We start from the raw sequence: 26,837 nt of genomic DNA, 5'->3' as shown, positions 1-26,837 counted from the left end.
AAAAGGGGAAACAAAAAAACCTCCTGACCATGCAGGAGGTAAATTTACACAAAACTTGCTTCCTACACTGGTCTTGACCAACAGGTTCAAAGGGTCAGGTTTTACCTTCTCAACCCAGCGTTTTCGCTTGGGTCCCCCTGCAAACTTTATTCGATTTTTCGCAGTTTTTCTGCTTTTTTATTATAACACTGGTCAGCGAGATTGTCAAGGAAAAATTGTGCAGATATCGCAAGTATTATCGAGCAAACAAAATCGGGCTGTCGAGGGCGCCAGCCCCTACAGTTATTCGACAGTTTGTTATGCCGCAAGATCGCTCTGCATTACAGTATTCTCCTGATAGTGTTTATCTTTCCGCAATACTTGATATTTGCAAGCGGCTGTATTCTGATCCCATAATATGTACTCATGGCATGGACTATTTTCCCACCGCCTATATACATTGCTACATGGCCATAGTTATTACAGATTATCAGGTCGCCTGCTTCTATATTCTTCAAAGACACTGCTTTTCCCATTTTCGCCTGCGAATATACGCTGTTATACATATTCACACCGGCTTTTCTATAGGCTTGCATTGTCAATCCACAGCAGTCCGTTGCCTTATACTTTGTTCCGCCCCAGACATATCTTCCGCCGTTCATGCTTGCGGCATAATCAACGGCTGTTTTTATTCTTGCTTTTCTCTCAGGTGTACGCCTCACACCTTTTCCTACCTTGACGTACTTACCCTTATGATCGCCTTCATTGATAAGGACATAATTTGCTCCGCCGATATTCTTGTTCTGACCTGCCACACGCTTATTTTTATCGGTAGTAAGAGTACCCGACACAGCCACAGAGGCTTTTGTTTTTGAGGATTTCTTGAACTTACCGTTTTTAAAGCTATAAAGCTGAACGTTTTTATCTATATAATAGTATGTTTTTGCTGCTGTCTTTACGTTGAGGACCGATGACTCTGACTTGGCACTGCCGTTTACCGCTTTGACAGTGACTTTATATTTTGTGGAAGCTTTAAGATAAAGCTTGCCGTCATCGGTTATATTTATATAGTTATCCTTTTTAAGTGCCTGCCATGTATATTTTCTTACATAGCGTCCGTTTACATATACCTCAAATGTAGTCTTTGAGGAAAAGCTGGTGAGATTTTTTACTCCTGCTTCTATTTTGTTTGAATACGCTTGTCTTTTTATCAGAACAGGTTTTGTCATCGAGTCAGCAGCAGAAGCTGTTATAACATTCACATAAGTCTTAGCGGATCCCTGCGGTGCAAATGCCACAAAGCTTATCATTATAACTGATGAAATTATCACTGCTGTTATTTTTCTTATTATGTTGATAACGGATCAGTCCTTTCCAGTTTTTGTATTCATGTACTTATACGATTTCATGTATATTATTATACATCGTTAATTATTACAATCTGTAATAATTAAGTTTCTATTTTGTAAACCTTTATGATAGTATTATACATTTTTGCTTATTGTTAGTATATTAATCTCCTATTTTAATGCAGTTGTTGGTGTTTTCTTTCATTATCATGAACGGCATATCATTTTTTATTAACATTATATAAATATAATTTATGACAATCTTACAAATATAAGAAAAACATCATCCTATGGTTTGGTCGATTTAATCAAGCAAATTCTACAAATTGGTATTAGTCTTTTGCATCATTTGCGAAAACGTTTGCTACTATAAAATTACAGCATTCTCAAAGATTGAGAACGATATGTGAAAACTAAAATTATTTCGCGTAAATTAATTGTGAAAAGTGACAAAAAAGCCGTTCACAATCAGTGAAAAAGTTCTGAAAATTAATTTTTTATAAATAAAATATTGCGAATACCATTGACAAACATAGTTTACTGTAGTATAATTTCATTAGAAAATACAGAAAACGTTTAAGTTCAGTTACGAGGTATATATTTATAGTGGGTATAATGGAGGTCACGCTGATGAAAAGCATTAATTTTATGGGCGACAATGGTTTCAAAAAAGCACTTGAGAGCGTTGGTGTAACTGCAAGTAGCAGTATCAGCAGCGAGAAGATCTCGGGCTGTTTTAAATATGTTACGGCTGACGATATGTGTATTATCACTGGATACTGCGGTGACAGCCATATCGAAGTGCTGGAGCTTCCTTTTGAGCTTCGTGGCAAAAAGGTCATAGCTGTTGCAGGCGGTGCTTTCGCACATCTTTATGACCTTAAATGTGCTGTTATCTCAAAGGACGTTGTTATCATCGGAAGAAAAGCATTTTACAAATGCTGTTCACTGGTGAATGTGACTATACCTGAGAGCGTAAGGTTTATTGGTGAGATGGCATTCTGCGGTTGTGAATCTCTGAGATTTGCGACTATACCTGATGGTGTGGAAAGGATACTGCCTTTCACATTCTACAATTGCGACAGTTTGGAGAGAGCTGACCTGCCTGAGAGCATCAGAGAGATCGGTGAGTCTGCATTTGGTTTCTGCTCTTCAATGAAAGAAATTTATCTTAATGAAAATATAGTTTCCATAGGAAACGGAGCTTTCCAGAACTGCATTTCTCTTAGAGAGCTTGAGATACCGACAGCTATGATCGAGATCGCAGAGAATGCTTTCACATTCTGCTCAGGTCTGGAAGCGATCTCTATACCATTTGGAATCGAGGCTGTTGGCGACTACGCATTCTTCGGCTGCTCTGCTCTGAAAAAGGTTGAGTTCGCAGGATCTGTAAGAAAGATAGGCGAGTGTGCATTTGCACTTTGTGAGAAGCTCGAGAGCGTTTATCTTCCTGATTCCGTTAGCAGGATAGGCAAGAGAGCGTTTGCTCAGAATACCGTAGTTAAGACGGTGAGAATATCAGGCAAGATCGCTTATGTTGGAAGCGAGGCTTTCCGTGGCTGTAAGACTTTGAGAGAAGTTGTTATCCCATCATCTGTGAAGAAGCTTGGTGCAAAGGCTTTCGTGGATTGCTCTGAGTTAAGAAGCGTTGTTATTCAGCATGGTGCCGATGGCATTGCGGAGGACGCTTTTGAGAGAGGTGCAGCCTTGATCACTGCTGACGCTGTTCCTGCACTTGATGACGAAACATTCAGGATAGCCGAGGCTGTTTACAACAAAAATTTCGCTTTATAAAATATATAACCTCTGGATCTGGGCGGCAGCTTTTAAGTTGCCGTCCTTTTTCTGTCTATTTGCAGGTGGGATATAATGATCCAAGTCGTTAGGATATAGGTCATTGTCGGTGGTACATAAAAAACGAGCGACCAAAGGTCGCCCTGCGATATGTAAACAAAAAAATACGCTCTGCTTAACGCAGAACGTATTCAGTGGGGTGGGTAGTGAGATTCGAACTCACGGTCTTCAGTGCCACAAACTGACGCGTTAGGCCAGCTACGCTATACCCACCATACATATTAGAAGAAAATACTCGCAGCAGATTTTCATCTGGAACGAGTTTAATGGTACGCCATACTGGATTCGAACCAGTGACCTACCGCTTAGAAGGCGGTTGCTCTATCCAACTGAGCTAATGACGCATACTGTACTCATTGATATCTCAAACTCGGATAAAAGTTTAAGATATATTGGAGCGGGTGATGGGAATCGAACCCACATGACCAGCTTGGAAGGCTGGAGTTCTACCACTGAACTACACCCGCATACTGCCTGACCAGGCTTTTTTGGTGGTCTTTCAAGCTTACCGCTCAATCAACGATATTTATTATACCACTACAAGAGCCTTTTGTCAAGCACTTTTTTATATTTTTTTCATCTAATCTCAACTTTGTGCAACTTTGCTTATTTGTTCTTCTTATGTTGTTTCATTTTATTCACTATAACATCTTTAAACAAAAAGCCAACGATACCTGCTACTAGAGCTACTCCAAGCACCACAAGTGCAACTGTGAAGTTACCGCTTTTTACATTGCTCCCCAAAATCGTGGAGAGCATTATTGCTGGAAGTCTGCAAGGCATGACATAATAGAAAAAATCCTTCTTGCTTATGGGAGTCAGGGGAACGATATATGAGATAACGTCCTTGGGTATTCCCGGTATGAGATAGAGGATTATAAGGATAACGGTTAGCTTTTTCTCATTTTGCAGGAATTTGAATTTTTTTAGCTGTTTCTCGTCAACAAAGGCTTCCACTATCGGTCTGCCAAATTTTTTCACAAGCACGAATATTGCCATTGTGCCAAGGAGCGTACCTAAGAATGATAGCAAACCGCCCCAGAACCAGCCGAACAGCACTCCACCCACCACTTGTATAGGCGGTATGACCGCTATGACCACTTGAAGAGCTTGTATGAAAGTAAAGATAAGCACTCCCACAATGCCACTGTAGTTATCTAGTTTACGCTCCAAGGCCGCAATGCCTGCCTCGCTGTGAAGCGCTTTTATAAGAGGTATACACGCCACTGTAGCCATTGCTATGACCGCTATTATTGCAACAAGGCTTATTATCTGTATTTTTTTCTTGTGCCTTGCAGTTTGTATTTTCGCCTCGTTTAATATTTCTTTCTCTTGTTCTTCGTTCATAAAAACGTCACCGTCATTTTCTTCTGAGTATTTTTTTTCTAAACCAATTTATGTACATATCTGTCAACTGTGTGAGGGCATAGTCATAAATAAAGAAAAACAGGTTTGCCGCCGCCCACAGAACAAGCACGGCATACTTGCCAAACATCTCCATGCCCTCGAGCATATCCACCGAAGTAAAGATATACTGAAAAGCCAAAAAGAATATGACTATCGCCACATTGAACACTGCGAGCTTTATTGCCCACACCAACAGGCGGTTTTTCTTTTGGTCGAGATAATATTTAAGTATTGGATAATACCCCATGAACAATATGAAAAGCAGGGTTGCTTCGTAATTTGGGGTCACGAAAATGCTCAGCAGGCTCACTGCACAATAGGTGGCTATCGCCCAGTTTTTATCCACCTCCACTATCATCACAACCATCATGAAGCCGGCGAAGGTAGGGATAGTATAATCCAGCATGGGCAAAAAGCTGCTTGAAAACATCAAAAGCAGGCAGACAGCAGAGCATATGCCGCCAAGTGCCACTCGAAAAGCTATTTTATTTCTCATGGGTCTTTAGCAGCACGGTATAAGGTCGCCGCCCATCATTTCACAGCAGCAGTCTGCACAGCAAAGGGAGGAACAGCAGTCAGGACCGCTCATGCCGCCTGCTCGGTAGCCTTGGGTTGGGTTGCCGCTCATATAGCCGCTTCGCTGTCTGTTCATTTGTGCCAGCACGCTTTGATACTCCATATTATTAGGGTCGAGCTGGACGGCTCTTGTGAAGTTGTTATAAGCCTCATTGAGCCAGCCTCTGCGGTGGCAGATAGTGCCTTTGAGGAAATACCACTCGGCATTTCTTTCGGAGGAGGACACGTTATCAAGTATCTGGTCTGCCTGTGTGTAGCTTCCGCTTTGGATAAGGCTTCTCAAATAGCCTGAGTCAAAGCCCTGTGAGGAGGCATAGCCGTCATAGCCGCTTTCTGCGGACTGGTATCCTCCGCCACGTCTTGAAGTCATGATCTGATCGTAGGCGGCGTTTATCTCGGACATTTTCTCCTCAGCTACGTCAGCCAGGGGGTTATCCTGATACTGGTCGGGGTGATATTTTTTCACAAGCTCTTTATAAGCTGATTTTATTTCAGCGTCTGAAGCTGTTGGGGATACACCTAAAATTTTGTAAGGGTCTTTGGAGATCATTGATCGTTATTTCCTTTCCTGTTATTGCGGAATTTTCCGCTTCTTATTTGAGTATAGACATTTTTAAGTCCAAGATACACGATATTATCAAGTATATCACGATATCTTTTAAGATCGAGCTTCACATAGATATCTGCCATTTCCCCCAGTGTGAAGTTTATGCTGTCATCGCAAAAGGCGTGAACTTGTTTCAGATAGTCCGCATTTATGCCCTCGGTGGTTGGAAATTTTGCAAGGAGCGGATTGTAGCTTTCACTCTCGTGGTCGTCGGGCAGATCGTCAAGAGCGTCGCAGATATAGATAAATCTGCCGAGGAGGTAGCCGAATCGTTCAAGGAGCGGTCGGCGTTGGTCATGCTTGCTTGTAAGTCCGCCTGCGACTGCTTGCATCATAAGTGCGGTAGGCTCGCAGGCAAGGTCTATGCCTGCTGTTTTTTCACGCTCTATTTTATTTTGCAATTCCATTGCGTTTTCAACGGCAGGGGCAAGATCCGGATAAAGGCGAGCCGCTTTCTTATAGGGCTTTTTGAAAAAAGGCAGAAGAGCAAATGCGGCAAGCTTGCCTTTTAGCCCTTTATCGGCTATATCGTCACGGAGCTTATGATATGTGAGTATCACGGCGGCTGAGGACGTATATTTAAGATTACAGGTACACTTTGCGCACATAGTCTTTTTAAGAGGGTGTGCGATACAGCGTTGCTTTTCTGCGTCAAGCTTTACTCCCCTCACAGAGAGATCCATAAGGGAGAGAAATGCGAAATCATAGCTAAGGGTAAAGCGTGTCACAAAGCCATAGCGCCTGCCCATATCCTTACAGAGTCCGCAGTAGACAGCTTTATAGATATCATATTCAAACATTCGCATATAGGGTTTGAAAGGGCGGACATATCCGAACATAGGCACTCCTTAGGTTTTCGTTACTATACATTATAAAACACGATTGTGTATATCCCGTGAAATATATAACATTATACAACAATTTTAAGATAAAAGTCAATAATTTTTATGATAAAAATAAGGGTGGGGTAATGGAGGGATCGAAAAGACGGACGGGATAAAAAAATAGGGCAAAATACAAAAGGGCGACCAAAGGCCGCCCCTACATCAGGTTTTTATAAACAAACGCCGGGATCAGGTCACAGCAAACTGTGAGTTATAGAGATCGGCATAGAAACCGTTCTTTGCCATAAGCTCATCATGACTTCCCTGCTCTACTATGTGTCCTGAATCCATTACTATGATAGTATCTGCGTTCTTGATAGTAGAAAGTCTATGGGCGATTATAAAGCTCGTTCTGCCCTGCATCATTTTCTCAAAGGCACGCTGTACCAATATCTCCGTACGGGTATCTATAGACGATGTAGCTTCGTCCAGAATGAGCATTGGCGGCAGAGAGAGCATTACTCGTGCGATACAGAGAAGCTGTTTCTGTCCTGCGGAGATAGTGCTGTAGCTGTCTGAAATAACGGTATCATAGCCCTTTGGCAGACGCTTTATAAAGCCGTGACAATGAGCTGACTTGGCGGCGGCTATCATTTCTTCCTCGGTGGCGTCAGGCTTGCCGTAGCAGAGGTTCTCTCTTATGGTGCCTGTTTTCAGCCACGTTTCCTGCAAAACCATGCCGTACATACTTCTCATGGAGTCACGGGTACAATCCTTTATAGGCTCGCCGCTTATGCGTATCTCGCCGCTATCGGTGTCGTAAAATCTCATAAGGAGATTTATCATGGTGGTCTTGCCGCAGCCTGTTGGTCCTACGATAGCTGTACGCTGACCGCTCTTTACATGGAGGTTAAAATTCTCGATAAGCTTCACATCAGGCACATAGCTAAATGACACGTTGTCAACGTCTAATGTGCCGTCAACGGAGGTAAGGACAGTAGCGTTAGGGCTGTCAGGTATCTCCTCTGTTTCGTCTATGACCTCAAAGACACGCTTTGCAGAAGCGAATGCACTTTGAAGCTCGGTGATAACGCCTGATATTTCATTGAAAGGCTTTGTATACTGATTTGCATAGGTGAGGAAACAGCTAAGGTTACCAACTGTGAAGCCCACGCCTTTTATTACGGAGAATGCGCCTACGATACCGACAGCCATGTAGACAAGGTTGTTTACAAAACGTGTACAAGGGTTGGTGAGTGAGGAGAAGAATGTGGCGTTAAGTCCAACTTTTTGGAGTTTCAGGTTCACTTCTTCAAACTGCTCCTCAGCTTCTTCCTGATAGCCGAATGCTGTTACTACCTTCTGATTGCCTGTCATTTCCTCAACAAGGCTGGTCATATCGCCTCTTGCAACTGACTGCTGGTGGAAAAGCTTGAATGTGTTCTTGGCGATAAATCTTGCGACAAATAGGGAAAGCGGAGTGAGGATAACCACGATAAGAGTTATTTTCACGTTGATGGAGAGCATGAATCCAAGTGTACCGAAAATTGTACACACGCCTGTAAAGAGCTGTGAAAAGCCCATGAGAAGTCCGTCTGACACCTGCTCCAAGTCGGAGATTATACGGCTGATTATATCACCGTGAGGGTGGGAGTCGATATAAGAAAGTGGTAGCTTTTGGAGCTTTGCGAAAGCATCGTTTCGGATATCTCTTACCACGCAATAGGTTATCTTATTTGTACAAAGTGACATGAGCCACTGGGCAATGCCTGTTACGGTGACTGTTACGCCAAGCTTTATTATTATATTAATGATGCCGTCAAAATCAACAAAGCCCATTTCTACGATAAGGTCAACGGCGTTGCCGACGAGGATAGGTGCATAAAGTGTGGTGGCAACGGTTATGACCGCAAAGACCATGGACAGTATGAACAGCCACATATGCGGTTTTGCGTATTTGAGAAGCGGTCTGAGAGCTGAGGTATCAAGCTTGTTTTTTGTGCTTTGCTTAGCCATTTGCCTGCGCCTCCTTTTCTGAAAGCTGTGAAAGGCATATTTCTTTATATACCTCGCAGCCGTTATAAAGCTCTGAATGAGTGCCGATACCTGCTATTTTACCATCGTCAAGAACGATTATCTTATCGGCACTTTTTATAGATGAGATTCTCTGTGAAACTATGAAAACGGTCATGCCGCTTGTTTTTTCGTGGATAGCTTTTCTGAGCCTTGCATCTGTGGCAAGGTCAAGGGCGGAGGCTGAGTCATCGAGAATGAGTATCTCAGGATCACCAACCAATGCTCTTGCAATGGTAAGTCTTTGACGCTGACCGCCTGAGAGGTTTTTGCCCTCCTGCAAGATCATTTCGTCAAGCTTATCAGGCTTTTTCTCTACAAAGTCTTTTGCCTGAGCAATGTCAAGAGCGTTCCAGATATCCTCGTCCGTGGCGTTTTTATCACGCCACTGCATATTGTGTCTTATAGTACCCTTAAAGAGGACAGCTTTCTGAGGAACAATGCCTATCATACCTCTGAGCTGTGAGAATGGGTACTCTTTTACGTCAACGCCGTCAACAAGGACTTCGCCCTGACGGACGTCATAAAATCTTGGTATAAGGTTGATAAGAGAGGTCTTACCTGAGCCTGTACCACCGATTATACCGATAGTTTCGCCTTTCATGGCTTTGAAGCTTATATCCGAAAGAGAGTCGGCTTCGGCTGATGCGTACGAGAAGAAACAGTTCCTAAACTCTACGCATGGGGCATTACCGTCAGTTGCGACAGGCTTATTATCCTTATCGGATACACTTGGCTCGACTGCGAAAACGTCGTTTATTCTGATAGCAGAAGCCTGCATTTTGGTGATATTTGTAACGAGTATCGCCATAGCAAGGAGTGCTAAGAGTATCTGGTTCATATAGTTTACAAGGGCTATCACTTCGCCCTGTGAGATAAAGCCTGTATAAACCGTTTTGCCGCCAAACCAAATGATAGCGATGATAGCGAAGTTTACGATAACATAGGTGGCAGGGTTCATAAGGGCGGAAATTCTTCCTGCGGCTATCTGCTGACGTCTAAGTTCTTCGGTATTATCAGCGAACTCTTTTTCCTCGTCTTTCTGACGGGAAAAGGCTCTGATAACTCTTGCGCCTGTGAGAGTTTCGCTTGTCATAAGGTTAGTTTTATCCAGTTTTTTCTGGATATTCTTATACTGCGGTATAGTGATGTGCATTATAAGGTAGATAACATAGGCAAGGCAAGGTGCGATTATCAGGAAGATAAGGGTAAGCTTCACTGAGATAGAGAATGCCATTATGATTGAGCCTAAAACGATAAAAGGCGAACGAAGAAACAGACGAAGGAGGATATTCACACCCTGCTGAGCGGTATTGATATCCGCTGTCATTCTTGTGACGAGGGTATGACTTCCAACGCTGTCTATTTCCGCATAGGACAGTGAATTGATATGCTTGAAAAGGTCACGTCGGAGGGCTGTTCCAAAGCCTAGGGACGCTTTTGCGGCGAAATACTGTGCGGTCAGTGAACACGCAAGTCCGCAGAATGCAAGCAATATCAGCACGCCACCCATTTTATAGATATAGGGCTTATCTTGATTTTTTATACCCACGTCAATGATATTAGCCATAACGAGTGGCACTGCAAGCTCGAAGCAGGCTTCGATAAGCTTAAACAGCGGACCGATTATGCTTTCTTTTTTATAGTTTTTCAGATACCTAAAAAGCTTCAGCATTTTTCTATCTCCCAACTAAATAAAATCATATAAATTTTATTATATCATATGTTTTTGTACATTTGTAGACGAATAAGTTAATTCTTTAAAAAAGTGGGGGATAATGCAGGGGCAAAAAGGTCGCCCGTCTTTATACGCCGGCATAGTTTGTGAAAATTCAAGCCTCGCACCTCCGAGCGGGACGCCGAGGGCGTCGTCCCCTATGATTCAGAATTTATGCAAATTCTGAGCACAGGTGACCTCAGGTCGCCCCTACAATAAATAATCATCGCCGAAGGCGATACCTTCATTCCTCATTCCTCACTCCTCACTTCTAACAAAAAGGGGGTTGACAAAAGGGTGAAAGTGTGCTATAGTCATATCAATAGGTTTAAATGCTATGACGGAAATAAGTAGCCTTTTGCGAAATTTCAGAGAGCTTTCGGTCGGTGCGAGAAAGCATTTCTACAAAGTGTGAATACATTCCTGAGCTGTTCGCTGAGAAAGCTTTTGCGTAAGGCGAAACGGTTTGCACACGTTACAGTGCTATGGCTTCGCTTTCTGCTGAGCCTGTAAGGTCGGGAGTTTCCCCGATAAACTGAGGTGGTACCACGATAATTCGTCCTCTGACAGATATTCTGTCAGGGGATTTTTTATTTATGTACCGCAAAAAAATAATACGGAGGTATGAAAAATGACAGTATTTGAAGAACTGAAAAGAAGAGGTCTTCTCGCTCAGCTTACTGATGAGGAGGAAATAAAGGAGCTTATCAACGCTGGTAAGGCTACTTTCTACATTGGCTTTGACCCGACCGCTGATTCTCTACACGTTGGTCACTTTATGGCACTTTGCCTTATGAAAAGACTTCAGATGGCAGGCAACAAGCCTATCGCTCTGCTGGGCGGCGGAACAGGCATGATAGGCGACCCTTCGGGCAAGTCTGACATGAGAAAGATGCTCACAAAGGAAACTATCGAGCACAACGTTGCTTGCTTTAAAAAGCAGATGAGCCGTTTCATTGATTTCTCTGACGGCAAGGCTCTTGTGGTAAACAACGCTGACTGGCTCATGGACCTTAACTACATCGACGTTCTTCGTGACGTTGGCGCTTGCTTCTCTGTAAACAAGATGCTTACATTCGAGTGCTACAAGCAGAGAATGGAAAGAGGACTGACTTTCCTTGAGTTCAACTACATGATAATGCAGTCCTACGATTTCTACAGACTTTTCCAGGATTACGGCTGTAATATGCAGTTCGGCGGTGACGATCAGTGGGCTAATATGCTGGGCGGTACTGAGCTTATCAGAAAGAAGCTTGGCAAGGACGCTTATGCAATGACTATCACTCTCCTGCTCAACTCTGAGGGCAAGAAAATGGGCAAGACAGAAAAGGGTGCTGTATGGCTCGACCCTGAAAAGACTTCTCCATACGAGTTCTATCAGTATTGGAGAAACGTTGGTGACGCTGATGTTATCAAGTGCCTGAAGATGCTCACATTCGTTCCTATCGAGGAGATAGAGGAAATGGAGAAACACATGGAGGGCGCTGAATACAACAAGGCTAAGGAGCTTTTGGCTTACGAGCTGACAAAGCTTGTTCACGGCAAGGAGGAGGCTGACAAGGCTGACGCTGCGGCAAAGGCTATTTTTGCTGGCGGTGGAAACAGCGACGATATGCCTAGCACGACTATTGCGGCGGCTGATCTGACTGACGGCAAGATAGGTATTCTTACGCTTCTTGTTAAGTGCGGACTTTGCCCTTCAAATGGCGAGGCTAGACGTCTTGTTACTCAGAACGGCATTGCGGTGAATGGCGAGAAGTTCACTGACCCTAAGGGTCTTGTTGATCTCTCTGAGCCTGTTGTTATCAAAAAGGGTAAGAAGATCTTCCACAAGGCTATTGCGGAATAGTTTGCAAGGATGACCTTAGATCATCCGCTGACAGTTTGCTTATATACAAAACACGGGCGGACAGAAGTTCGCCCGTGTTTTGTATATAAATATAAGGAATTTTGCAATATTCATAAACTTTTACACAAAATACATATAAGGTTTAGCTATATTTAAAGTTATTCATATATACTTTTAATCAAAGGAAAGTTTACACAAGACATACGAAAAAATCACGAAAAGAGGCGTGGATATGAATGGCAGTCAGGAAGTGTTCAGACGGATAGAGAAAAAATATATCGTTGATGAACCGACTTATGAAAAGCTTATAAAAAAGCTCGATGGGCATTTTGTCAAAGACAGATATTACAAAAGCACTATCTGCAACATTTATTATGACACACCAAGTCATCAGCTTGTGAGAAACTCCATTGAAAAGCCTGTTTACAAGGAAAAGCTGAGAGTGAGGAGCTACGGCGTACCTAATGATGAAGACATGGTCTTTGTGGAGCTTAAAAAGAAATACAAGGGTGTAGTCTACAAGAGGCGTATTGAAATGACCCTTGCACAGTCCCGTGACTTCTTTGCAGGCAGAGAGATACCTCACAGAAATCCGCAGATAGAGAACGAGCTGAAATACTTTCTCAAATTCTATGAGGGCATTGCTCCTGCTATGTATCTGAGTTATGACAGACTTGCTTACTGCGGTGCAGAAGATCCGTCCCTTAGACTGACCTTTGACACGCACATTCTTTACCGTGAGGAGCAAAAGGAGCTTGACAAGGGCATTTGGGGAAAAGAGCTTCTGCCTGCCGGCATGAGGGTAATGGAAATAAAGATACCAAACGCTATGCCTCTTTGGTTATCGGCTATACTTGATGAACTGGAGATATATCCTGCGTCATTCTCAAAATACGGAACTGCATATCTTAACGAGTTTTCTGAAAAAATACATAAAGGTAAGGTGATAAGCTGTGCTTAATTCAACTACTCTTGCGGCTACTACTGTGACCACCACTGAAACGACCGTGGCGGCGATAACTACAAACGAATTTATTTTCTGCACTGCGGCTTCGTTGGTGCTTGGTCTTATAATCGCATTTGCATTCAACTTCAAGCAGAAAAAGACAAAGAGCTTTATGATGACGCTGGCTTTACTGCCTGTGATAGTACAGGTAGTGATAATGCTTGTAAACGGAAACATCGGTACTGGCGTGGCTGTTATGGGTGCATTCAGCTTGGTAAGATTCCGTTCTGTACCGGGAAGTGCCATGGACATATGCGCTATATTCCTTTCAATGGCGGTTGGTCTTGCAACGGGCACGAACCACTTGGCACTTGCTCTTATGCTTGCTGTGTGCGTGAGCCTGCTGAACATTATTTACACGCTTCTGCCTATTGGCAAAAAAAAGTCGGGTCACAAGGAGCTTAGTATCACTATCCCTGAAAGCCTTGATTACACTGAGGTATTTGACGATATATTTGAAAAGTATCTTTCAGAATGTGAGCTTGTTTCGGTAAAGACCACAAATATGGGAAGCCTTTTCAAGCTGAAATATCGCATAGAGCTAAAGGGTGACGCTAACGAAAAGCAGCTTATTGACGAACTTAGATGCAGAAACGGCAACCTTGAGATAATGTGTGCAGTGGCAGCAGACATTGAGGAACAATCATTCTGACAAAATAACAAAAGTATCCATAAGCAAAACCGCACAAGGCTAAAGCGGTCTTGTGCGGTTTTTTTCAACCTTTTTTACCATACAAGGGGGTATTTTTCATGAATATTTCGGACACTAAAAAGCTGGCAGCTATCACGGCGGCGTTTTTTATCACGGTCACAGCTTTTTCAGGCTGTTCAGAGAGTGCAAATTCTTCACAGACCACAAGCAGTGTTTCTCAGGCGGCAAAGTCTGACATTGACGCAAGCATTGCGGCAGAGGACATTGACGTTGGGTATGACGAGGAAAGATCAGTAGGGATTACATTTTCTGACGGCAGTGCGGCTATAGACGGTGAGGGTGCGACCGCTGAGGGGGAAACTGTTACCATATCGCAGGCAGGCACTTACATTCTTTCAGGCACGGCGACCAACGGCAGAATAATCGTTTCAGCGGACAAGACGGCTGAAATAAAGCTTATTTTCAATGGAGTTGACATAACTTGTGCTGACAACGCTCCCCTGCTCGTGAGCAAAGCTAAAAAAGTTTATATCGTGCTGGAGGACGGCACAGAGAACGTTTTGACGGACAGTGCAAGCTACTCTTTAGGAGAAGATGACAGCAACACAGACGGTGCTATTTTCTCCAAAGCAGACCTTACTATAAACGGCAGCGGTACACTTACTGTGAATGCGAACTACAAGCACGGCATAGTTTCAAAGGACGATCTTGTTATCACTGACGGCAATATCAATGTGACCTCGGCTTCAACCGCCATGGAGGGCAAGGACAGCGTTAAGATATCTGGCGGAACATTCAACATTTCCGCAGGCACGAACGGCATAAAATCCACTAACACAGAGGCTTCTGACAAAGGCTTTATAAGCGTGACAGGGGGAAGCTTCACAGTAGTCGCAAACAATGACGCATTCGAGGCGGAAACTGTGCTTTCTATCGAGAGCGGAAGCTTTGACATCACCACAGGAGGTGGAAGTGCAAACGCTTCTATGAAGTCTGACGGCACGCCAAACAGAAATTGGCAGAACAACATGGGCAACGGTGGTGGTGGTCCGAACGGAATGGGCAGACCTGACGATAACGGAAACGGCACAGGAGGCGAACCGCCTGCAATGCCTACGGCTGACAACACAGATACAACGGACAGCACTTCAACATCTGCAAAGGCTTTAAAGGCAGGCAGCGAGGTAAACATAAGCGGCGGCGAGTTCAAGATAGATTCGGCAGACGATTCAGTACACAGCAACGGAAACATTGTTATAACAGGAGGAAATATTTCTGCGGCGTCGGGTGACAACGGAATGCACGCTAACGGAAATCTGACCATATCCGACGGCACTGTAAACATCACAAAGAGCTACGAAGGTATTGAGGGATCTATCGTGACAATAGACGGTGGCAACGTATCAGTGGTAGCAAGCGATGACGGAATAAACTGCGCAGGCGGAAGCGACACTGGATCAACAGACAGAATGGGTGCTGACCAATTCTCGGCACAAGAAGGCGTTGAGCTTAACATTAACGGAGGAACTGTAACCATTAACGCTGAAGGCGACGGACTTGACTCAAATGGCAACTTCACTATGACAGGCGGTACAGTTTACGTTTGCGGACCTACTAACGGTGGCAACGGTGCACTTGACTACAACGGCACTGCAACTGTAACAGGGGGAACGCTCATCGCCTGTGGTGCAGTTGGAATGGAAGAAGGCTTCGGTGACAACTCCACACAATACAGTGTTCTGCACGATCTTGGTTCGACAGTTTCAGCAAACGAAAAACTGACTATCACTGACAGTGACGGCAAGGAGATACTTAGCTTCACGCCAACAAAGACTTGGCAGAGCGTTGTATTCACAAGCGCTGACCTGAAGAAAGGCGAAACTTACACCATTACGGCTGGGTCGCAGTCGGAAACCGTGACTATTGACGGCATTGTTACTTCTAATTCCAAGGGAAAGAACTTTGGCGGAGGTCATGGCGGAAGACGTGGTTTCTGATATGAACGAAAAAAGGACGAGCTTGGGGTTCGTCCTTTTTATTTGGCTGATTTATCGTTCATAGTATGCGGGACGTCGAGGGCGCCGTCCCCTACATTTGTGTAATATAAATCGTAGGGGCGAACAGTGTTCGCCAGTTTTTGCTCACCTTTGTTGTATACATACGCAAAAAAAGACCGCCTCATGATGAAGCGGTCTTTAGTAAGCAATTTAGTTTTGGCTGTGCAGATTATGCAAGCTCAGCAAAGTACTTGATTGTTCTTACCATCTGTGATGTGTAAGAGTTCTCGTTGTCGTACCAAGAAACTACCTGTACCTCATAAAGGTCATCAGCGATCTTAGATACCATTGTCTGAGTAGCATCGAAGAGTGAGCCAAATCTCATGCCGATAACGTCAGAAGAAACGATTGGATCCTCGTTGTAGCCAAATGACTCAGAAGATGCAGCCTTCATAGCAGCGTTGATGCCTTCAACTGTTACGTCAGCACCCTTTACAACTGCTGTAAGGATTGTTGTTGAACCAGTTGGAACTGGAACTCTCTGTGCAGAACCGATGAGCTTGCCGTTAAGCTCTGGGATTACAAGACCGATAGCCTTTGCAGCACCTGTTGAGTTAGGAACGATGTTTGCAGCACCAGCTCTTGCTCTTCTCAGGTCACCCTTTCTGTGAGGACCGTCAAGAATCATCTGGTCGCCTGTGTAAGCATGGATAGTGCTCATGATACCGCTCTGGATAGGAGCATACTTGTTAAGAGCATTAGCCATAGGAGCAAGACAGTTTGTTGTGCAAGATGCAGCTGAAATGATTGTATCGTCAGCTGTAAGTGTCTTCTCGTTTACTGAGTAAACGATAGTCTTGAGGTCGTTACCAGCAGGAGCTGAGATAACTACTTTCTTAGCGCCAGCGTCGATATGAGCCTGGCTCTTCGCCTTTGAGCAGTAGAAACCTGTGCACTCGAGAACTACGTCTACACCGATCTCACCCCAAGGGAGCTTAGAAGCGTCTGCTTCCTTATAAATTGTAAGAGTCTTGCCGTCAACAGTGATAGTATTAGCCTCATCGTCAGCTGATACTGTGTGGAGATTCTCACCGATCTTACCACAGTAACCGCCCTGAGCTGTATCATACTTAAGAAGATCAGCGAGCATTGAAGGCTTTGTCAGGTCGTTGATTGCAACTACCTCGTAGCCCTCTGCGCCAAACATCTGTCTGAATGCAAGACGTCCAATACGTCCAAAACCATTAATTGCGACTTTAACTGCCATAATTAATTTACCTCCTAAAAATTTTTCTGTATTTATTATACTACATTTTTCTATACATTGCAAGTGTTTTTACAAAAAACTTAGAACTTTTTTTCTTTAAGGCAATACCGCAAAGCCACCTGCGTCCTGATTCGTCAAAGCACTGCTAAATTCTTTAAAATGTGATCAAATATTGATGATTTTTTATTGACTACCCCGACAGTTTAGGTTATAATATTTACATGAGATCTTTATGAAAGGCAGGCTAACAAAGTGGAACTGACATCTTCTGTGAAAGAGATATACGCTCAGTCTGAGGAAAACATTATCCTCACTGACGCTGAGCTTAATGTCATTTGGAAAAATCATGGCGATCTGCCTGATGTTATAGATATTTCTGCTTTATGCGATACTCCGGAAAACGCTTTCATTTTGCCTGTTGAAAAGACAGCTACCTTTGAATATAAGGGCAGGTTTGCAGACTCGGCGGCAATGCGGTTTGAACCGCTGAGAGATAATGGCATTATAACGAATTATCTCATACACTATTACTCCTGCACGGACATAGAACGTCTTTCGGACAAGTCTGGATATTTACGCTTCAAATCGAATTTTCTCGGCAACATAAGGATGGAGCTTTCTAAAATGTTAGCGATGCTTGACAGCCAAAAGGAATCCTTTTCTTCAAAAGCCGGCACTGAATATGAGCATTTTGACCATGAGGCAAGGCTTCGTATACTGAAGACATTTTCCGCAACGGTGAACATGACAGAACTTGCAAAATATTTCAGTGGCAATTTCACAACTGAATATCAGAGCCTATCAGACATATGTGGTGAGGTGTGCGACGAAGAAGGCAATTTGCTTGAGGAGGACGGCTGTATTTTCAGATACTCCATTGACCCGTGCATTTATTTTGAAACAAACAAAAGCCTTATTAAAAATGTGCTTGTAAATCTGCTTGTGAACGCATATATGTACAATGACAAGGAACAGCGGCAGGTGGAGCTTATCCTAAAAACTGAGGACGACAGGATAATACTGTCAGTAAGTGATAACGGCAACGGCATGACAGACGATGTATGGCAGGCGGCTATCACGCCATTTGGCACATTCCAGAAATACAGTAGCAGCGAGGCGTTGGGGCTTGCACTGGCAAAATGCTTTTGCGACCGTTTTGACGGTGAACTAAGTTATCGCAGCGAGATCGGCAAAGGCACTTGTGTGACCATGAGTTTCCCATGTGACAGCCGTGGTTTGCCAAAAGAGTTTCATGTGAGCAGAATGCCACCCATACCGAACCCATACGGCAGTACCTACTGCATAATGGCTAAAGGGCTTGACCCGCTGAAATAGGGTTTGGGCAATATACAGAGCAAGTGAATAGATGGGATACAAAAAAGGCAGTGCCGATTTTCTCGGTACTGCCTTGATTGTTTTATGGAAATTAGTCCTTGATGATAGACTTACCTGTCATTTCCTTTGGCTGCTCCAGACCCATGAGTTTGAGCATTGTTGGTGAAAGGTCAGCAAGAACGCCGCCCTCTCTGATAAGAACATTGCCTGCGCCTGCGATAATAAGAGGTACAAGGTTTGTTGTGTGGGCTGTGAATGGAGAACCGTCCTCTTCCATCATCTTATCTGCGTTGCCGTGGTCTGCTGTGATAAGTGCTATACCGCCCTTTGCAAGAACTGCGTCAACCGTTTTACCTACGCACTCGTCAACTGCTTCTACTGCTGCTACGGCTGCGTCGAACACGCCTGTGTGACCTACCATATCGCAGTTTGCATAGTTGAGGATAATTGCGTCATACTTGTCAGACTCTATTCTCTTGAGAACTTCGTCGCAAACAAGATATGCGCTCATTTCAGGCTGGAGGTCATAAGTTGCTACCTTTGGTGAATTGATGAGGGCTCTGTCCTCGTTCTCAAAAGGAGCTTCTACGCCGCCGTTGAAGAAGAATGTAACGTGAGCATACTTCTCTGTTTCAGCGATTCTAAGCTGTGAAAGACCCTTCTTTGCGATATACTCGCCGAAAGTATTTTCAAGGCTTGCTGGCTTGAATGCAACGTCAACGTTTGGCATTGTTGCGTCATACTGTGTCATGCAGACATAGTAAAGTGGGAATCTGCCGTTTCTTCTCTCAAAGCCTGTGAAGTCGTCGTCAACGAGAGTTCTTGTTATCTCTCTTGCTCTGTCAGGACGGAAGTTGAAGAAGATAACGCTGTCGTTAGCGGATATCTTGCCGTTCTCATCGATAACTGTAGGAACAACGAACTCGTCTGTAACGTCAGCGGCATAGGAAGCCTTGATAGCGTCAACTGCGTTATCAGCCTTATTGCCCTCGCCGTATACCATTGCGTCATAAGCCTTGCCTACACGCTCCCAACGGTTATCTCTGTCCATTGCATAGTAACGTCCCATTACTGTTGCTATCTTGCCGACACCAATTTCCTTGAGCTTTTCTTCAAGCTCAGCTACGAAGTCAACTCCGCTTGTAGGAGGAACATCTCTGCCGTCCATAAAGCAATGAACGTATACCTTTGTAAGACCTGCTTTCTTAGCAAGCTCCAAAAGACCATAGAGGTGTGAATTATGTGAGTGAACGCCGCCGTTTGAAAGAAGTCCGAACAGGTGGAGTGCGCTGTCATTTTTCTTGCAGTTCTCAACGGCTGCTGTGAAAGCTTCGTTTGAGAAGAATTCGCCGTCCTTGATAGACTTTGTAATTCTTGTAAGCTCCTGATAAACTATTCTTCCTGCGCCGATATTTGTATGGCCTACCTCTGAGTTACCCATCTGTCCCTCAGGAAGTCCAACGTCCATGCCGCTTGCACCGATAAGAGTGTGCGGATAGTTGGCAAGAAGTCTGTCGATATTAGGTGTTTTGGCAGCTCTGATAGCGTTGCCGTAATCCTTGTGATTATAGCCGAAGCCGTCCATAATGATAAGTGCTATGGGTTTCTTTGACATATTTCTTAGTCCTTTCAACATCATTTATATTCGTATTATCCCCAATAACCGCCATTTTCAAGAAAATCTATTACATATTCCTTAAATTCCTTGGCGGTATCGTCGCTTGTGTAATAGGTCTTTGCGCCGATACGGACATAGTTACTCTCTCTTGCCTCATAGTAGATAGAGGTGCCGTCTGAACACTTTATATCCAACCAATCACCGCCATAAACAGTTTCATGTGATTCAGGCTCTTTCTCCTCTGCGTTTTCAGTTACATTTTTGGTGAACTCTGCTGTCTTATCGAGAAGCTCACTGTCATTGAACTCTACGCCCTCATGAAGTTTACTAGAGTCCATTCTGATAGTCACATTTTCAAGCTTAGCCTCAGATGTTGTCTGAGAGCTTTCTGCCGCTGGCGCGCTGCTTTCGTCAACGCTTCCGCAGGCTGCAAATGACATACACATGGATAATACTAATGCTGCAAATATTAATTTTTTCATGCTGTCTTCCCCCTGTTCAAAAAAAAGCAGAGGACAGCCGCAGCCGTCCCCTGCGGAACTTTTTATTTGTTTGTTCTTGTGACGAATGATATTTTGCCCCTAGATATCCGTCTGTTAATTAGCCCTCAACAGCTGCCTGAACGATAGTGTTGAAGTCAGCAGCCTTCAGTGAAGCACCGCCGATAAGACCGCCGTCTACGTTCTCCTTAGAAAGAAGCTCTGCGCAGTTCTTAGCGTTCATTGAGCCGCCGTACTGAATTGTAACTGCCTCTGCTGTAGCCTCGTCATAGATCTTAGCGAGTGTTGCTCTGATGAATGCGCAAACTTCCTCTGCCTGATCTGCTGTAGCTGTCTTGCCTGTACCGATAGCCCAAACTGGCTCATAAGCGATAACGGACTTCTTAACGTCCTCTGCTGATACGCCGAAGAAATCAAGCTTTACCTGTCTTGCGATAACTTCCTCTGTGATGTTGCACTCACGCTCCCAAAGAAGCTCGCCAACGCAAACGATAGGCTTCAGACCAGCTGCAAGAGCTGCCTTTGTTCTCTTGTTTACTGTTTCGTCTGTTTCACCGAAATACTGTCTTCTCTCTGAGTGACCGATAACAACGTACTCAACGCCAAGCTCAACGAGCATATCTGCTGAGATCTCGCCTGTGAAAGCACCGCTCTTCTCAAAGTGAACGTTCTCTGCACCGATCTTTACGTTTGAGCCTGCTGTTGCGTTGATAGCAGTTTCAAGGTTTGTGAAAGGTACGCAAGCGATAACTTCTACCTTGCCCTCAGCGTTTGCAACAAGTGGCTTGATAGCTTCGAGAAGCTCCTTAGCCTCAGGTCTTGTCTTGTTCATTTTCCAGTTTCCTGCAATAATTGCTTTTCTTACAGCTTTTTTCATGATAAAAAACTCCTTTATTTTTTATAGGGAACAGAAAAACTGCTCCTGCTAGTTTTCCAAGTCTATTATACAACATTCCCTCGTATTTGTCAACTAATTAACAAAGAACCTCCGCTGTTTTTTACCTTATTTTTTCTTTGATCTTAGCGGTGGGAGCTGTTCATACATTGCTTCCACAAGCCCTTTGAGATAATCCTTATCATCGGTATTATCCACAAGGTACATTGGCTTTGCACCCTCATAGGGCATCTCAAACGTTATGTCTTTAAGATGATCTTCTGCGGCTTTCACGGGCTTCACAAGAAGTCTGTTATCATAAATGCCGCCGAATATTCTGTCCTTATAATATAGTATATACTCACCAAACATTCTTCTTGCTCGGATATCTTCAAGCTCGCTGAGCTGTTCGAGTATGTATTCAAAATAGCTCTCATCAGTTGGCATATTTTCTCCTTACAGCTTGTCTATAAGCATAACGACACCGAAAACGCCAAGCAGGACACCGATAGCGATAGCCGCATAGCCAAAAGGCGTTTTCTCCTCTTTTTCCTCGGCTTCCTTTTCCTCCTCAGTGACTTCCACCTTTGATTTTTCGTCGTCAAGATAAAACTCCTGCGGATTCTCAGGATTATACTTTATATCGATCATATCCCCTTTATTATAACCGTTGTCTGTAACTATCTGGGTATACTTTTCTCCGTTCACAGTATAACCTATTTTCCATTCAACAAAGACCTGATCTTCACCGCCGCTAAAAGACGGCATTGTTGTTTTTACCTTCTGCAAAGCCTTTGCCTGCATTGGCTCATAATGGTCTTCTTCGGGAATATTCTGTTCTTGATCCGGGAAAAACCGATAGCCTTTAAGCGCCTTGATACCGAAATATATCAGCCCTATTCCTGTAAGGAACAGAATTATCCCTCCGATTCCCTGCCAGCCAAGGTTAACGCCTGCCAAAACACTGACCTTGAAATTTTCAGCTAAAAGCATTAATTCGTTCATTCCGTCACCTCGTTTCTTTCAGAGGAATCGGGCGAGATAATGACAATATGTCCGCTTTCCGACCCGCTGTCCTCGAAGGTTTTCATATTAAAAGTATGTATGAAAGTCATTATAGAGATTACAGCAAACACCGCTGCAAAAGCTCCGAAAAAAATTCTCATGCTTATCCCGTAAACAAATTCGCCGCGGCATTCATTTTCAATTTCGGCGATACCGTCTGCATAATCCGAAAGGTAAAAATCGTCGGGATCATTCTCACCATAACATATATTTACATAGCCGTCGTTAAGAATGTTTTCGATAAATTTGCGGTAAACTATGCCGCTTTGATCTGTATATTCGATTTCAAGCTGGTTTACATAGGAAGTATACGCTCCCCTGCTTTCGGAAAAATCCTCATATTCGGATCTGCTTTCCCCTACTACCTTAGCAAACGTTTTAACATATTTACTGCAATCATCGGAACTTTCTGAATTTCCGTAACGCTTACAGCCGATCTTTACAAATCCAACTGCCGCCAGTGCCGACGCAACAGCCAATATACAGGCAAAAACAAATGCCGCAGTAATACTGCTTTGTGAATAGTATACTGTCAAAACCAAAGGTTCACGGTAAATCATTGATACCCCCATAATTAAAAAGGGGCAGGCAAATGACTGCCTGCCCCAGCTTTTAAGTCGAGCAAATATATAAATTACTTGTCGGCAATAACGTCGATACCCGGAAGAACCTTGCCCTCGAGATATTCAAGAGAAGCTCCGCCGCCTGTTGAGATGTGTGACATCTTATCAGCAAAACCGAGCTGGATAACTGCTGCTGCTGAGTCGCCGCCGCCGATGATAGTTGTAGCGTCTGTTTCAGCAAGTGCCTTTGCAACTGCGATAGTACCCTTTGCAAGTGTTGGGTTCTCGAACACGCCCATAGGACCGTTCCAAACAACTGTCTTTGCAGACTTAACAGCCTCACCGAAGAGTTCCTGTGTCTTTGTGCCGATATCAAGGCCTTCCTTGTCAGCCGGGATCTTATCAGAATCAACAACTTCTACGTCGATAGGGGCGTCGATAGGATCAGGGAAGCCTGCTGCAACTGTTGTGTCGATAGGGAGAAGAAGCTTCTTGCCGAGTTTTTCAGCCTTTGCCATCATTTCCTTGCAGTAGTCGATCTTTGTATCGTCAACGAGGGAAAGACCAACTTCCTTGCCCTGTGCCTTAAGGAATGTATATGCCATACCGCCACCGATGATAAGTGTATCGCACTTCTCGAGGAGGTTTGAGATAACGTTGAGCTTATCTGCTACCTTTGCGCCGCCGAGAATAGCAACGAATGGTCTAACAGGTGTTTCAACTGCATTTCCGAGATAGTTGATCTCTTTCTGCATGAGGTAACCAACTGCTGTTTCCTTAACGAACTTTGTAACGCCTGCTGTAGAAGCATGAGCTCTGTGAGCTGAACCGAAAGCGTCCATTACGAATACTTCGTCGTCAACGAGGTCAGCAAGTTCCTTAGCGAAAGCTTCGCCGTTCTTTGTTTCCTCTGCGCCTCTGAATCTTGTGTTCTCAAGAACAACGATATCACCGTCAGCCATTTCAGCAACTGCCTTCTTAGCGTTGTCGCCAACTACTGTATCGTCAGCAGCGAATGTTACCTTTGTTTCAGGAAGAAGCTCTGCAAGTCTTGCAGCAGCAGGAGCAAGTGAGAACTTAGCCTCTGGGCCGTTCTTTGGCTTGCCGAGATGTGAACACAGAACTACCTTGCCGCCGTCAGCTACCAGCTTCTTGATAGTTGGGAGAGCAGCTGTTATTCTGTTATCGTTTGTAATAACGCCGTCCTTAAGAGGAACGTTAAAGTCAACTCTTACGAGTACCTTTTTGCCCTTTACATTAATGTCATCAACAGTAACTTTGTTTAAACCTGCCATTTTAAAGACACCTCTCAATTTAATTTTTTAATTCACGTTGTTAAAAAACTAACAACCTTACCTTTATTATATAACATACCGTCATAAAAATCAAGTATTTTTTTATATTTTTTACCCTGATTTTATAACTTTAGGCTTTTAAAGTGCGTCCACCTTTATCTCTCCGTTGTCAGCGGATATTGCCACGGCGGACACCGCTCCCTCGCCCTTGTCTATAAGCAGTTCGGCTATCTTATCCTCCACCTCGTTTCTTATGACACGGCGGATATCTCTTGCACCAAGCTTCTGACCGTATGCCTTATGTGCAATAGTTTTCAGAGCTTCATCTGTATATCTCAGGCTGATATGTTTCTCCTCCAGCGGCGACTTCATCTCGTCTAGCATAAGACCTGCTATACCTGCGAAATTCTCCTCTGTGAGCGGATTGAACACAACTATCTCGTCTATTCTTCCAAGAAACTCAGGTCTCAGGAACTCTCTCAGTGCTTTCATTGCCTTATCCTTGGCGATATCACTGTCTGTCTTATTGAAGCCCACGCCTGTATCTCTATCAGTCGAACCTGCGTTTGATGTCATGACGATAACGGTATTTTCAAAGGAAACGCTTCTGCCCTGTGAATCGTTGATACGTCCCTCGTCAAGTATCTGAAGGAGTATGTTCATAACGTCAGGATGAGCCTTTTCTATCTCGTCAAAGAGCACCACGGAATATGGTCTGCGGCGCACCTTTTCGGTAAGCTGACCTGCTTCGTCAAAGCCTACATATCCCGGAGGTGAGCCGATAAGCTTTGATACAGAGTGCTTCTCCATATACTCGGTCATGTCAACTCTGATAAGCGGCTCGGTGGCGTCAAAAAGCTCTTCTCCAAGGACTTTCACAAGCTCTGTTTTTCCAACGCCTGTTGGGCCGACGAAAATAAATGAAGCCGGTCTGCGACGTTTTGAAAGCTGAACCCTTGTACGCTTTATTGCCTTTGCGACCTTATCAACCGCTTCGTCCTGGCCGATAACACGCTTTGAAAGGGCTTCTTTAAGATGCTTTATCTTATCATACTCGGTCTGAGCTATCTTATTGGCAGGGATACCTGTCCAAAGCTCTATTACCTTTGAGATATCTTCCTCTGTGACCTGAACGTTTTTAAGAGTTTCTTCCACCTCTTTGAGTCTGTTCTGGATCCTGAGTATCTCGCCCTTTTCCTTTGCGATTATCTCATAGTCAGGGTCTGACTTCTGTTCGTAGTCCTCAACGAGCTTTTCATGTTTTTTAAGCTCCTCGTTAAGTGCGTCGAACTCCTCTATTTCAGGTGTTCTGATACTTGTGCAGGCGCAGGCTTCGTCAAGAAGATCTATCGCCTTGTCAGGGAGAAATCTGTCGTTGATATATCTTTCAGAAAGCACTGCACACTCTCTGAGCATATCGTCTGAAATTTTTACTCTATGGAAATTCTCGTAATACTGCTTTATGCCCTCAAGAACCGTGATAGTGTCCTCAACTGTCGGCTCGGAAACTGTTACAGGCTGGAAACGTCTTTCAAGTGCAGAGTCCTTTTCGATATACTTTCTGTACTCCTTGAAAGTCGTTGCGCCTATTACCTGTATCTCGCCTCTTGAAAGGGACGGTTTCAGGATATTAGCTGCGTTCATCGTTCCCTCATTGTCGCCTGTGCCAACAAGGGTATGCACCTCGTCGATAAAGAGGATAACGTTGCCCTGCTCTTTTACTTCCTCTACAAGACCTTTACAACGGCTCTCGAACTGTCCTCTGAACTGAGTGCCTGCAACAAGTGCGGTAAGGTCGAGGAGGTAAAGCTCCTTATCCTTGATATGGAAAGGCACATCTCCGCCAACTATCCTCTGTGCGATGCCCTCGGCAATGGCTGTTTTACCAACGCCAGGTTCGCCTATAAGGCATGGGTTGTTCTTCTGACGTCTTGACAGGATATGGATAACTCTTGATATCTCCTTATCTCTTCCCACAACGTTATCAAGCTTGCCCTCTCTTGCTTTCTGAGTAAGATTTGTGCAATAGTTGTTGAGAAATTTAAGCTTTTTCTTTTTATCCTTTGGCTTGTTCTCTCCGCCCTCATCGGTGGCTTTAGGCATACCTCCTGCGAGGTTGCTGAAAAGATTGGCTGCGTCACCGCCGAAAAGATTGCTCAGGAAGTTCGTTCCGCCCGGCTCAAAATCGTCCCCGTCGGAAGCCTCCATAAGCTGATTTGACATTGCTTCAAGGTCATCGTCTGAGATGCCCATTGCCTTCATATAATCGTCCACCTGCGAAATGCCAAGCTCCTTGGCACAAACAAGGCAAAGTCCCTCGTTCTTCTTGTGCTGAGGGTCCTTGGCGTTCATCTGTGAGATGAACACCACAGCAGGACGCTTTTTACATCTTGAACACATTAACATTTTTATTTGCTCCTTTCCTTACTG

22 protein-coding genes, 3 tRNA genes, 1 riboswitch and 1 other annotated feature are annotated in these 26,837 nt (G+C 44.2%); of the genes, 6 read left to right on the top strand and 19 right to left on the bottom strand.

Going from position 1 to position 26,837, the window contains the following annotated elements:
* Window positions 1–42: 42 nt before the first annotated feature.
* Window positions 43–149, bottom strand: a riboswitch (TPP riboswitch).
* 171 nt (window positions 150–320) lie between these two features.
* Window positions 321–1,289, bottom strand: coding sequence for a C40 family peptidase (locus DWW81_RS03165; RefSeq protein ID WP_117945373.1), 969 nt, complete (start codon window positions 1,287–1,289; stop codon window positions 321–323).
* A 669-nt stretch (window positions 1,290–1,958) separates the two neighbouring features.
* Here DWW81_RS03165 and DWW81_RS03160 point away from each other — a divergent pair.
* Window positions 1,959–3,122, top strand: a complete 1,164-nt coding sequence (locus DWW81_RS03160; RefSeq protein WP_181982653.1) for a leucine-rich repeat domain-containing protein — start codon at window positions 1,959–1,961, stop codon at window positions 3,120–3,122.
* Between the two features lie 195 nt (window positions 3,123–3,317).
* Here DWW81_RS03160 and DWW81_RS03155 read toward each other — a convergent pair.
* The 9 genes from DWW81_RS03155 to DWW81_RS03115 all read right to left on the bottom strand — a co-directional run bounded on the left by DWW81_RS03155 (window position 3,318) and on the right by DWW81_RS03115 (window position 10,344).
* A tRNA-His gene (locus DWW81_RS03155) sits at window positions 3,318–3,395 on the bottom strand.
* Window positions 3,396–3,449: 54 nt separating this feature from the next.
* Window positions 3,450–3,526: transfer RNA gene (locus DWW81_RS03150), tRNA-Arg, on the bottom strand.
* A gap of 49 nt (window positions 3,527–3,575) precedes the next feature.
* A tRNA-Gly gene (locus DWW81_RS03145) sits at window positions 3,576–3,649 on the bottom strand.
* A gap of 139 nt (window positions 3,650–3,788) precedes the next feature.
* Window positions 3,789–4,529 carry a VTT domain-containing protein gene (locus DWW81_RS03140; protein WP_117896704.1) on the bottom strand — a complete coding sequence of 247 codons (741 nt, stop codon included), beginning with the start codon at window positions 4,527–4,529 and terminating at the stop codon, window positions 3,789–3,791.
* Between the two features lie 13 nt (window positions 4,530–4,542).
* On the bottom strand, window positions 4,543–5,085 hold the full coding sequence (locus tag DWW81_RS03135) for a hypothetical protein (protein WP_046439958.1): 543 nt from the start codon (window positions 5,083–5,085) through the stop codon (window positions 4,543–4,545).
* 6 nt (window positions 5,086–5,091) lie between these two features.
* Window positions 5,092–5,715 (bottom strand): DnaJ domain-containing protein, encoded by a 624-nt coding sequence (locus DWW81_RS03130; RefSeq protein ID WP_117896705.1) that lies wholly within the window; start codon window positions 5,713–5,715, stop codon window positions 5,092–5,094.
* Entirely contained in the window at window positions 5,712–6,611 is a 900-nt protein-coding gene (locus DWW81_RS03125; RefSeq protein WP_117896706.1) for a DUF5685 family protein, read from the bottom strand. The genes DWW81_RS03130 and DWW81_RS03125 overlap by 4 nt, the downstream gene beginning before the upstream one ends.
* Window positions 6,612–6,845: 234 nt before the next feature.
* Window positions 6,846–8,612, bottom strand: a complete 1,767-nt coding sequence (locus DWW81_RS03120; RefSeq protein WP_117896707.1) for an ABC transporter ATP-binding protein — start codon at window positions 8,610–8,612, stop codon at window positions 6,846–6,848.
* Window positions 8,605–10,344, bottom strand: a complete 1,740-nt coding sequence (locus tag DWW81_RS03115; RefSeq protein ID WP_117896708.1) for an ABC transporter ATP-binding protein — start codon at window positions 10,342–10,344, stop codon at window positions 8,605–8,607. Before DWW81_RS03115 ends, DWW81_RS03120 begins: the two co-directional genes overlap by 8 nt.
* Before the next feature lie 370 nt (window positions 10,345–10,714).
* Window positions 10,715–10,953: a binding site (T-box leader), on the top strand.
* Window positions 10,954–11,017: 64 nt separating this feature from the next.
* Here DWW81_RS03115 and tyrS point away from each other — a divergent pair.
* From tyrS to DWW81_RS03095, 4 genes are all read left to right on the top strand, one after another.
* Window positions 11,018–12,235, top strand: a complete 1,218-nt coding sequence (gene tyrS / locus DWW81_RS03110) for a tyrosine--tRNA ligase (protein WP_117878221.1) — start codon at window positions 11,018–11,020, stop codon at window positions 12,233–12,235.
* A gap of 232 nt (window positions 12,236–12,467) precedes the next feature.
* Window positions 12,468–13,196 (top strand): polyphosphate polymerase domain-containing protein, encoded by a 729-nt coding sequence (locus DWW81_RS03105; RefSeq protein ID WP_117896709.1) that lies wholly within the window; start codon window positions 12,468–12,470, stop codon window positions 13,194–13,196.
* Window positions 13,189–13,893 (top strand): DUF4956 domain-containing protein, encoded by a 705-nt coding sequence (locus DWW81_RS03100; protein ID WP_242989557.1) that lies wholly within the window; start codon window positions 13,189–13,191, stop codon window positions 13,891–13,893. Before DWW81_RS03105 ends, DWW81_RS03100 begins: the two co-directional genes overlap by 8 nt.
* 98 nt (window positions 13,894–13,991) lie before the next feature.
* A complete protein-coding gene (locus DWW81_RS03095; RefSeq protein ID WP_117896710.1) occupies window positions 13,992–15,890 on the top strand; it encodes a carbohydrate-binding domain-containing protein in 1,899 nt (632 codons plus the stop codon).
* Between the two features lie 229 nt (window positions 15,891–16,119).
* Here the strand turns inward: DWW81_RS03095 and gap are convergent, their stop codons facing one another.
* Complete coding sequence (gap, locus tag DWW81_RS03090) at window positions 16,120–17,157, bottom strand: type I glyceraldehyde-3-phosphate dehydrogenase (RefSeq protein WP_117896711.1); 1,038 nt, start codon at window positions 17,155–17,157, stop codon at window positions 16,120–16,122.
* A 252-nt stretch (window positions 17,158–17,409) separates the two neighbouring features.
* On the opposite strand from gap, the gene DWW81_RS03085 reads away from it, so the two are divergent.
* Window positions 17,410–18,492, top strand: a complete 1,083-nt coding sequence (locus DWW81_RS03085) for a HAMP domain-containing sensor histidine kinase (RefSeq protein WP_117896712.1) — start codon at window positions 17,410–17,412, stop codon at window positions 18,490–18,492.
* A gap of 91 nt (window positions 18,493–18,583) precedes the next feature.
* Here DWW81_RS03085 and gpmI read toward each other — a convergent pair whose 3' ends face one another.
* The 8 genes from gpmI to DWW81_RS03045 form a co-directional block, all read right to left on the bottom strand.
* Window positions 18,584–20,107, bottom strand: coding sequence for a 2,3-bisphosphoglycerate-independent phosphoglycerate mutase (gene gpmI / locus DWW81_RS03080; RefSeq protein ID WP_022287440.1), 1,524 nt, complete (start codon window positions 20,105–20,107; stop codon window positions 18,584–18,586).
* A 35-nt stretch (window positions 20,108–20,142) separates the two neighbouring features.
* Window positions 20,143–20,592: a hypothetical protein gene (locus DWW81_RS03075; RefSeq protein ID WP_117896713.1), complete on the bottom strand. Its 450-nt coding sequence runs from the start codon at window positions 20,590–20,592 to the stop codon at window positions 20,143–20,145.
* Window positions 20,593–20,710: 118 nt separating this feature from the next.
* Window positions 20,711–21,487, bottom strand: coding sequence for a triose-phosphate isomerase (gene tpiA, locus DWW81_RS03070; protein WP_022287442.1), 777 nt, complete (start codon window positions 21,485–21,487; stop codon window positions 20,711–20,713).
* Between the two features lie 126 nt (window positions 21,488–21,613).
* Entirely contained in the window at window positions 21,614–21,931 is a 318-nt protein-coding gene (locus tag DWW81_RS03065) for a TfoX/Sxy family protein (protein WP_117896714.1), read from the bottom strand.
* A 9-nt stretch (window positions 21,932–21,940) separates the two neighbouring features.
* Complete coding sequence (locus DWW81_RS03060) at window positions 21,941–22,489, bottom strand: hypothetical protein (RefSeq protein ID WP_117896715.1); 549 nt, start codon at window positions 22,487–22,489, stop codon at window positions 21,941–21,943.
* Window positions 22,486–23,109: a hypothetical protein gene (locus tag DWW81_RS03055; protein ID WP_117878208.1), complete on the bottom strand. Its 624-nt coding sequence runs from the start codon at window positions 23,107–23,109 to the stop codon at window positions 22,486–22,488. The genes DWW81_RS03060 and DWW81_RS03055 overlap by 4 nt, the downstream gene beginning before the upstream one ends.
* Before the next feature lie 74 nt (window positions 23,110–23,183).
* A complete protein-coding gene (locus DWW81_RS03050; protein WP_117896716.1) occupies window positions 23,184–24,407 on the bottom strand; it encodes a phosphoglycerate kinase in 1,224 nt (407 codons plus the stop codon).
* Window positions 24,408–24,545: 138 nt separating this feature from the next.
* On the bottom strand, window positions 24,546–26,813 hold the full coding sequence (locus tag DWW81_RS03045) for an ATP-dependent Clp protease ATP-binding subunit (RefSeq protein ID WP_117896717.1): 2,268 nt from the start codon (window positions 26,811–26,813) through the stop codon (window positions 24,546–24,548).
* Between the last annotated feature and the right edge of the window lie 24 nt (window positions 26,814–26,837).

The sequence above is a fragment of the Ruminococcus sp. AF17-1AC genome (assembly GCF_003461385.1).
Lineage (GTDB): Bacteria > Bacillota > Clostridia > Oscillospirales > Ruminococcaceae > Hominimerdicola > Hominimerdicola aceti.
This window is presented reverse-complemented; position numbering and strand designations above follow the sequence as displayed.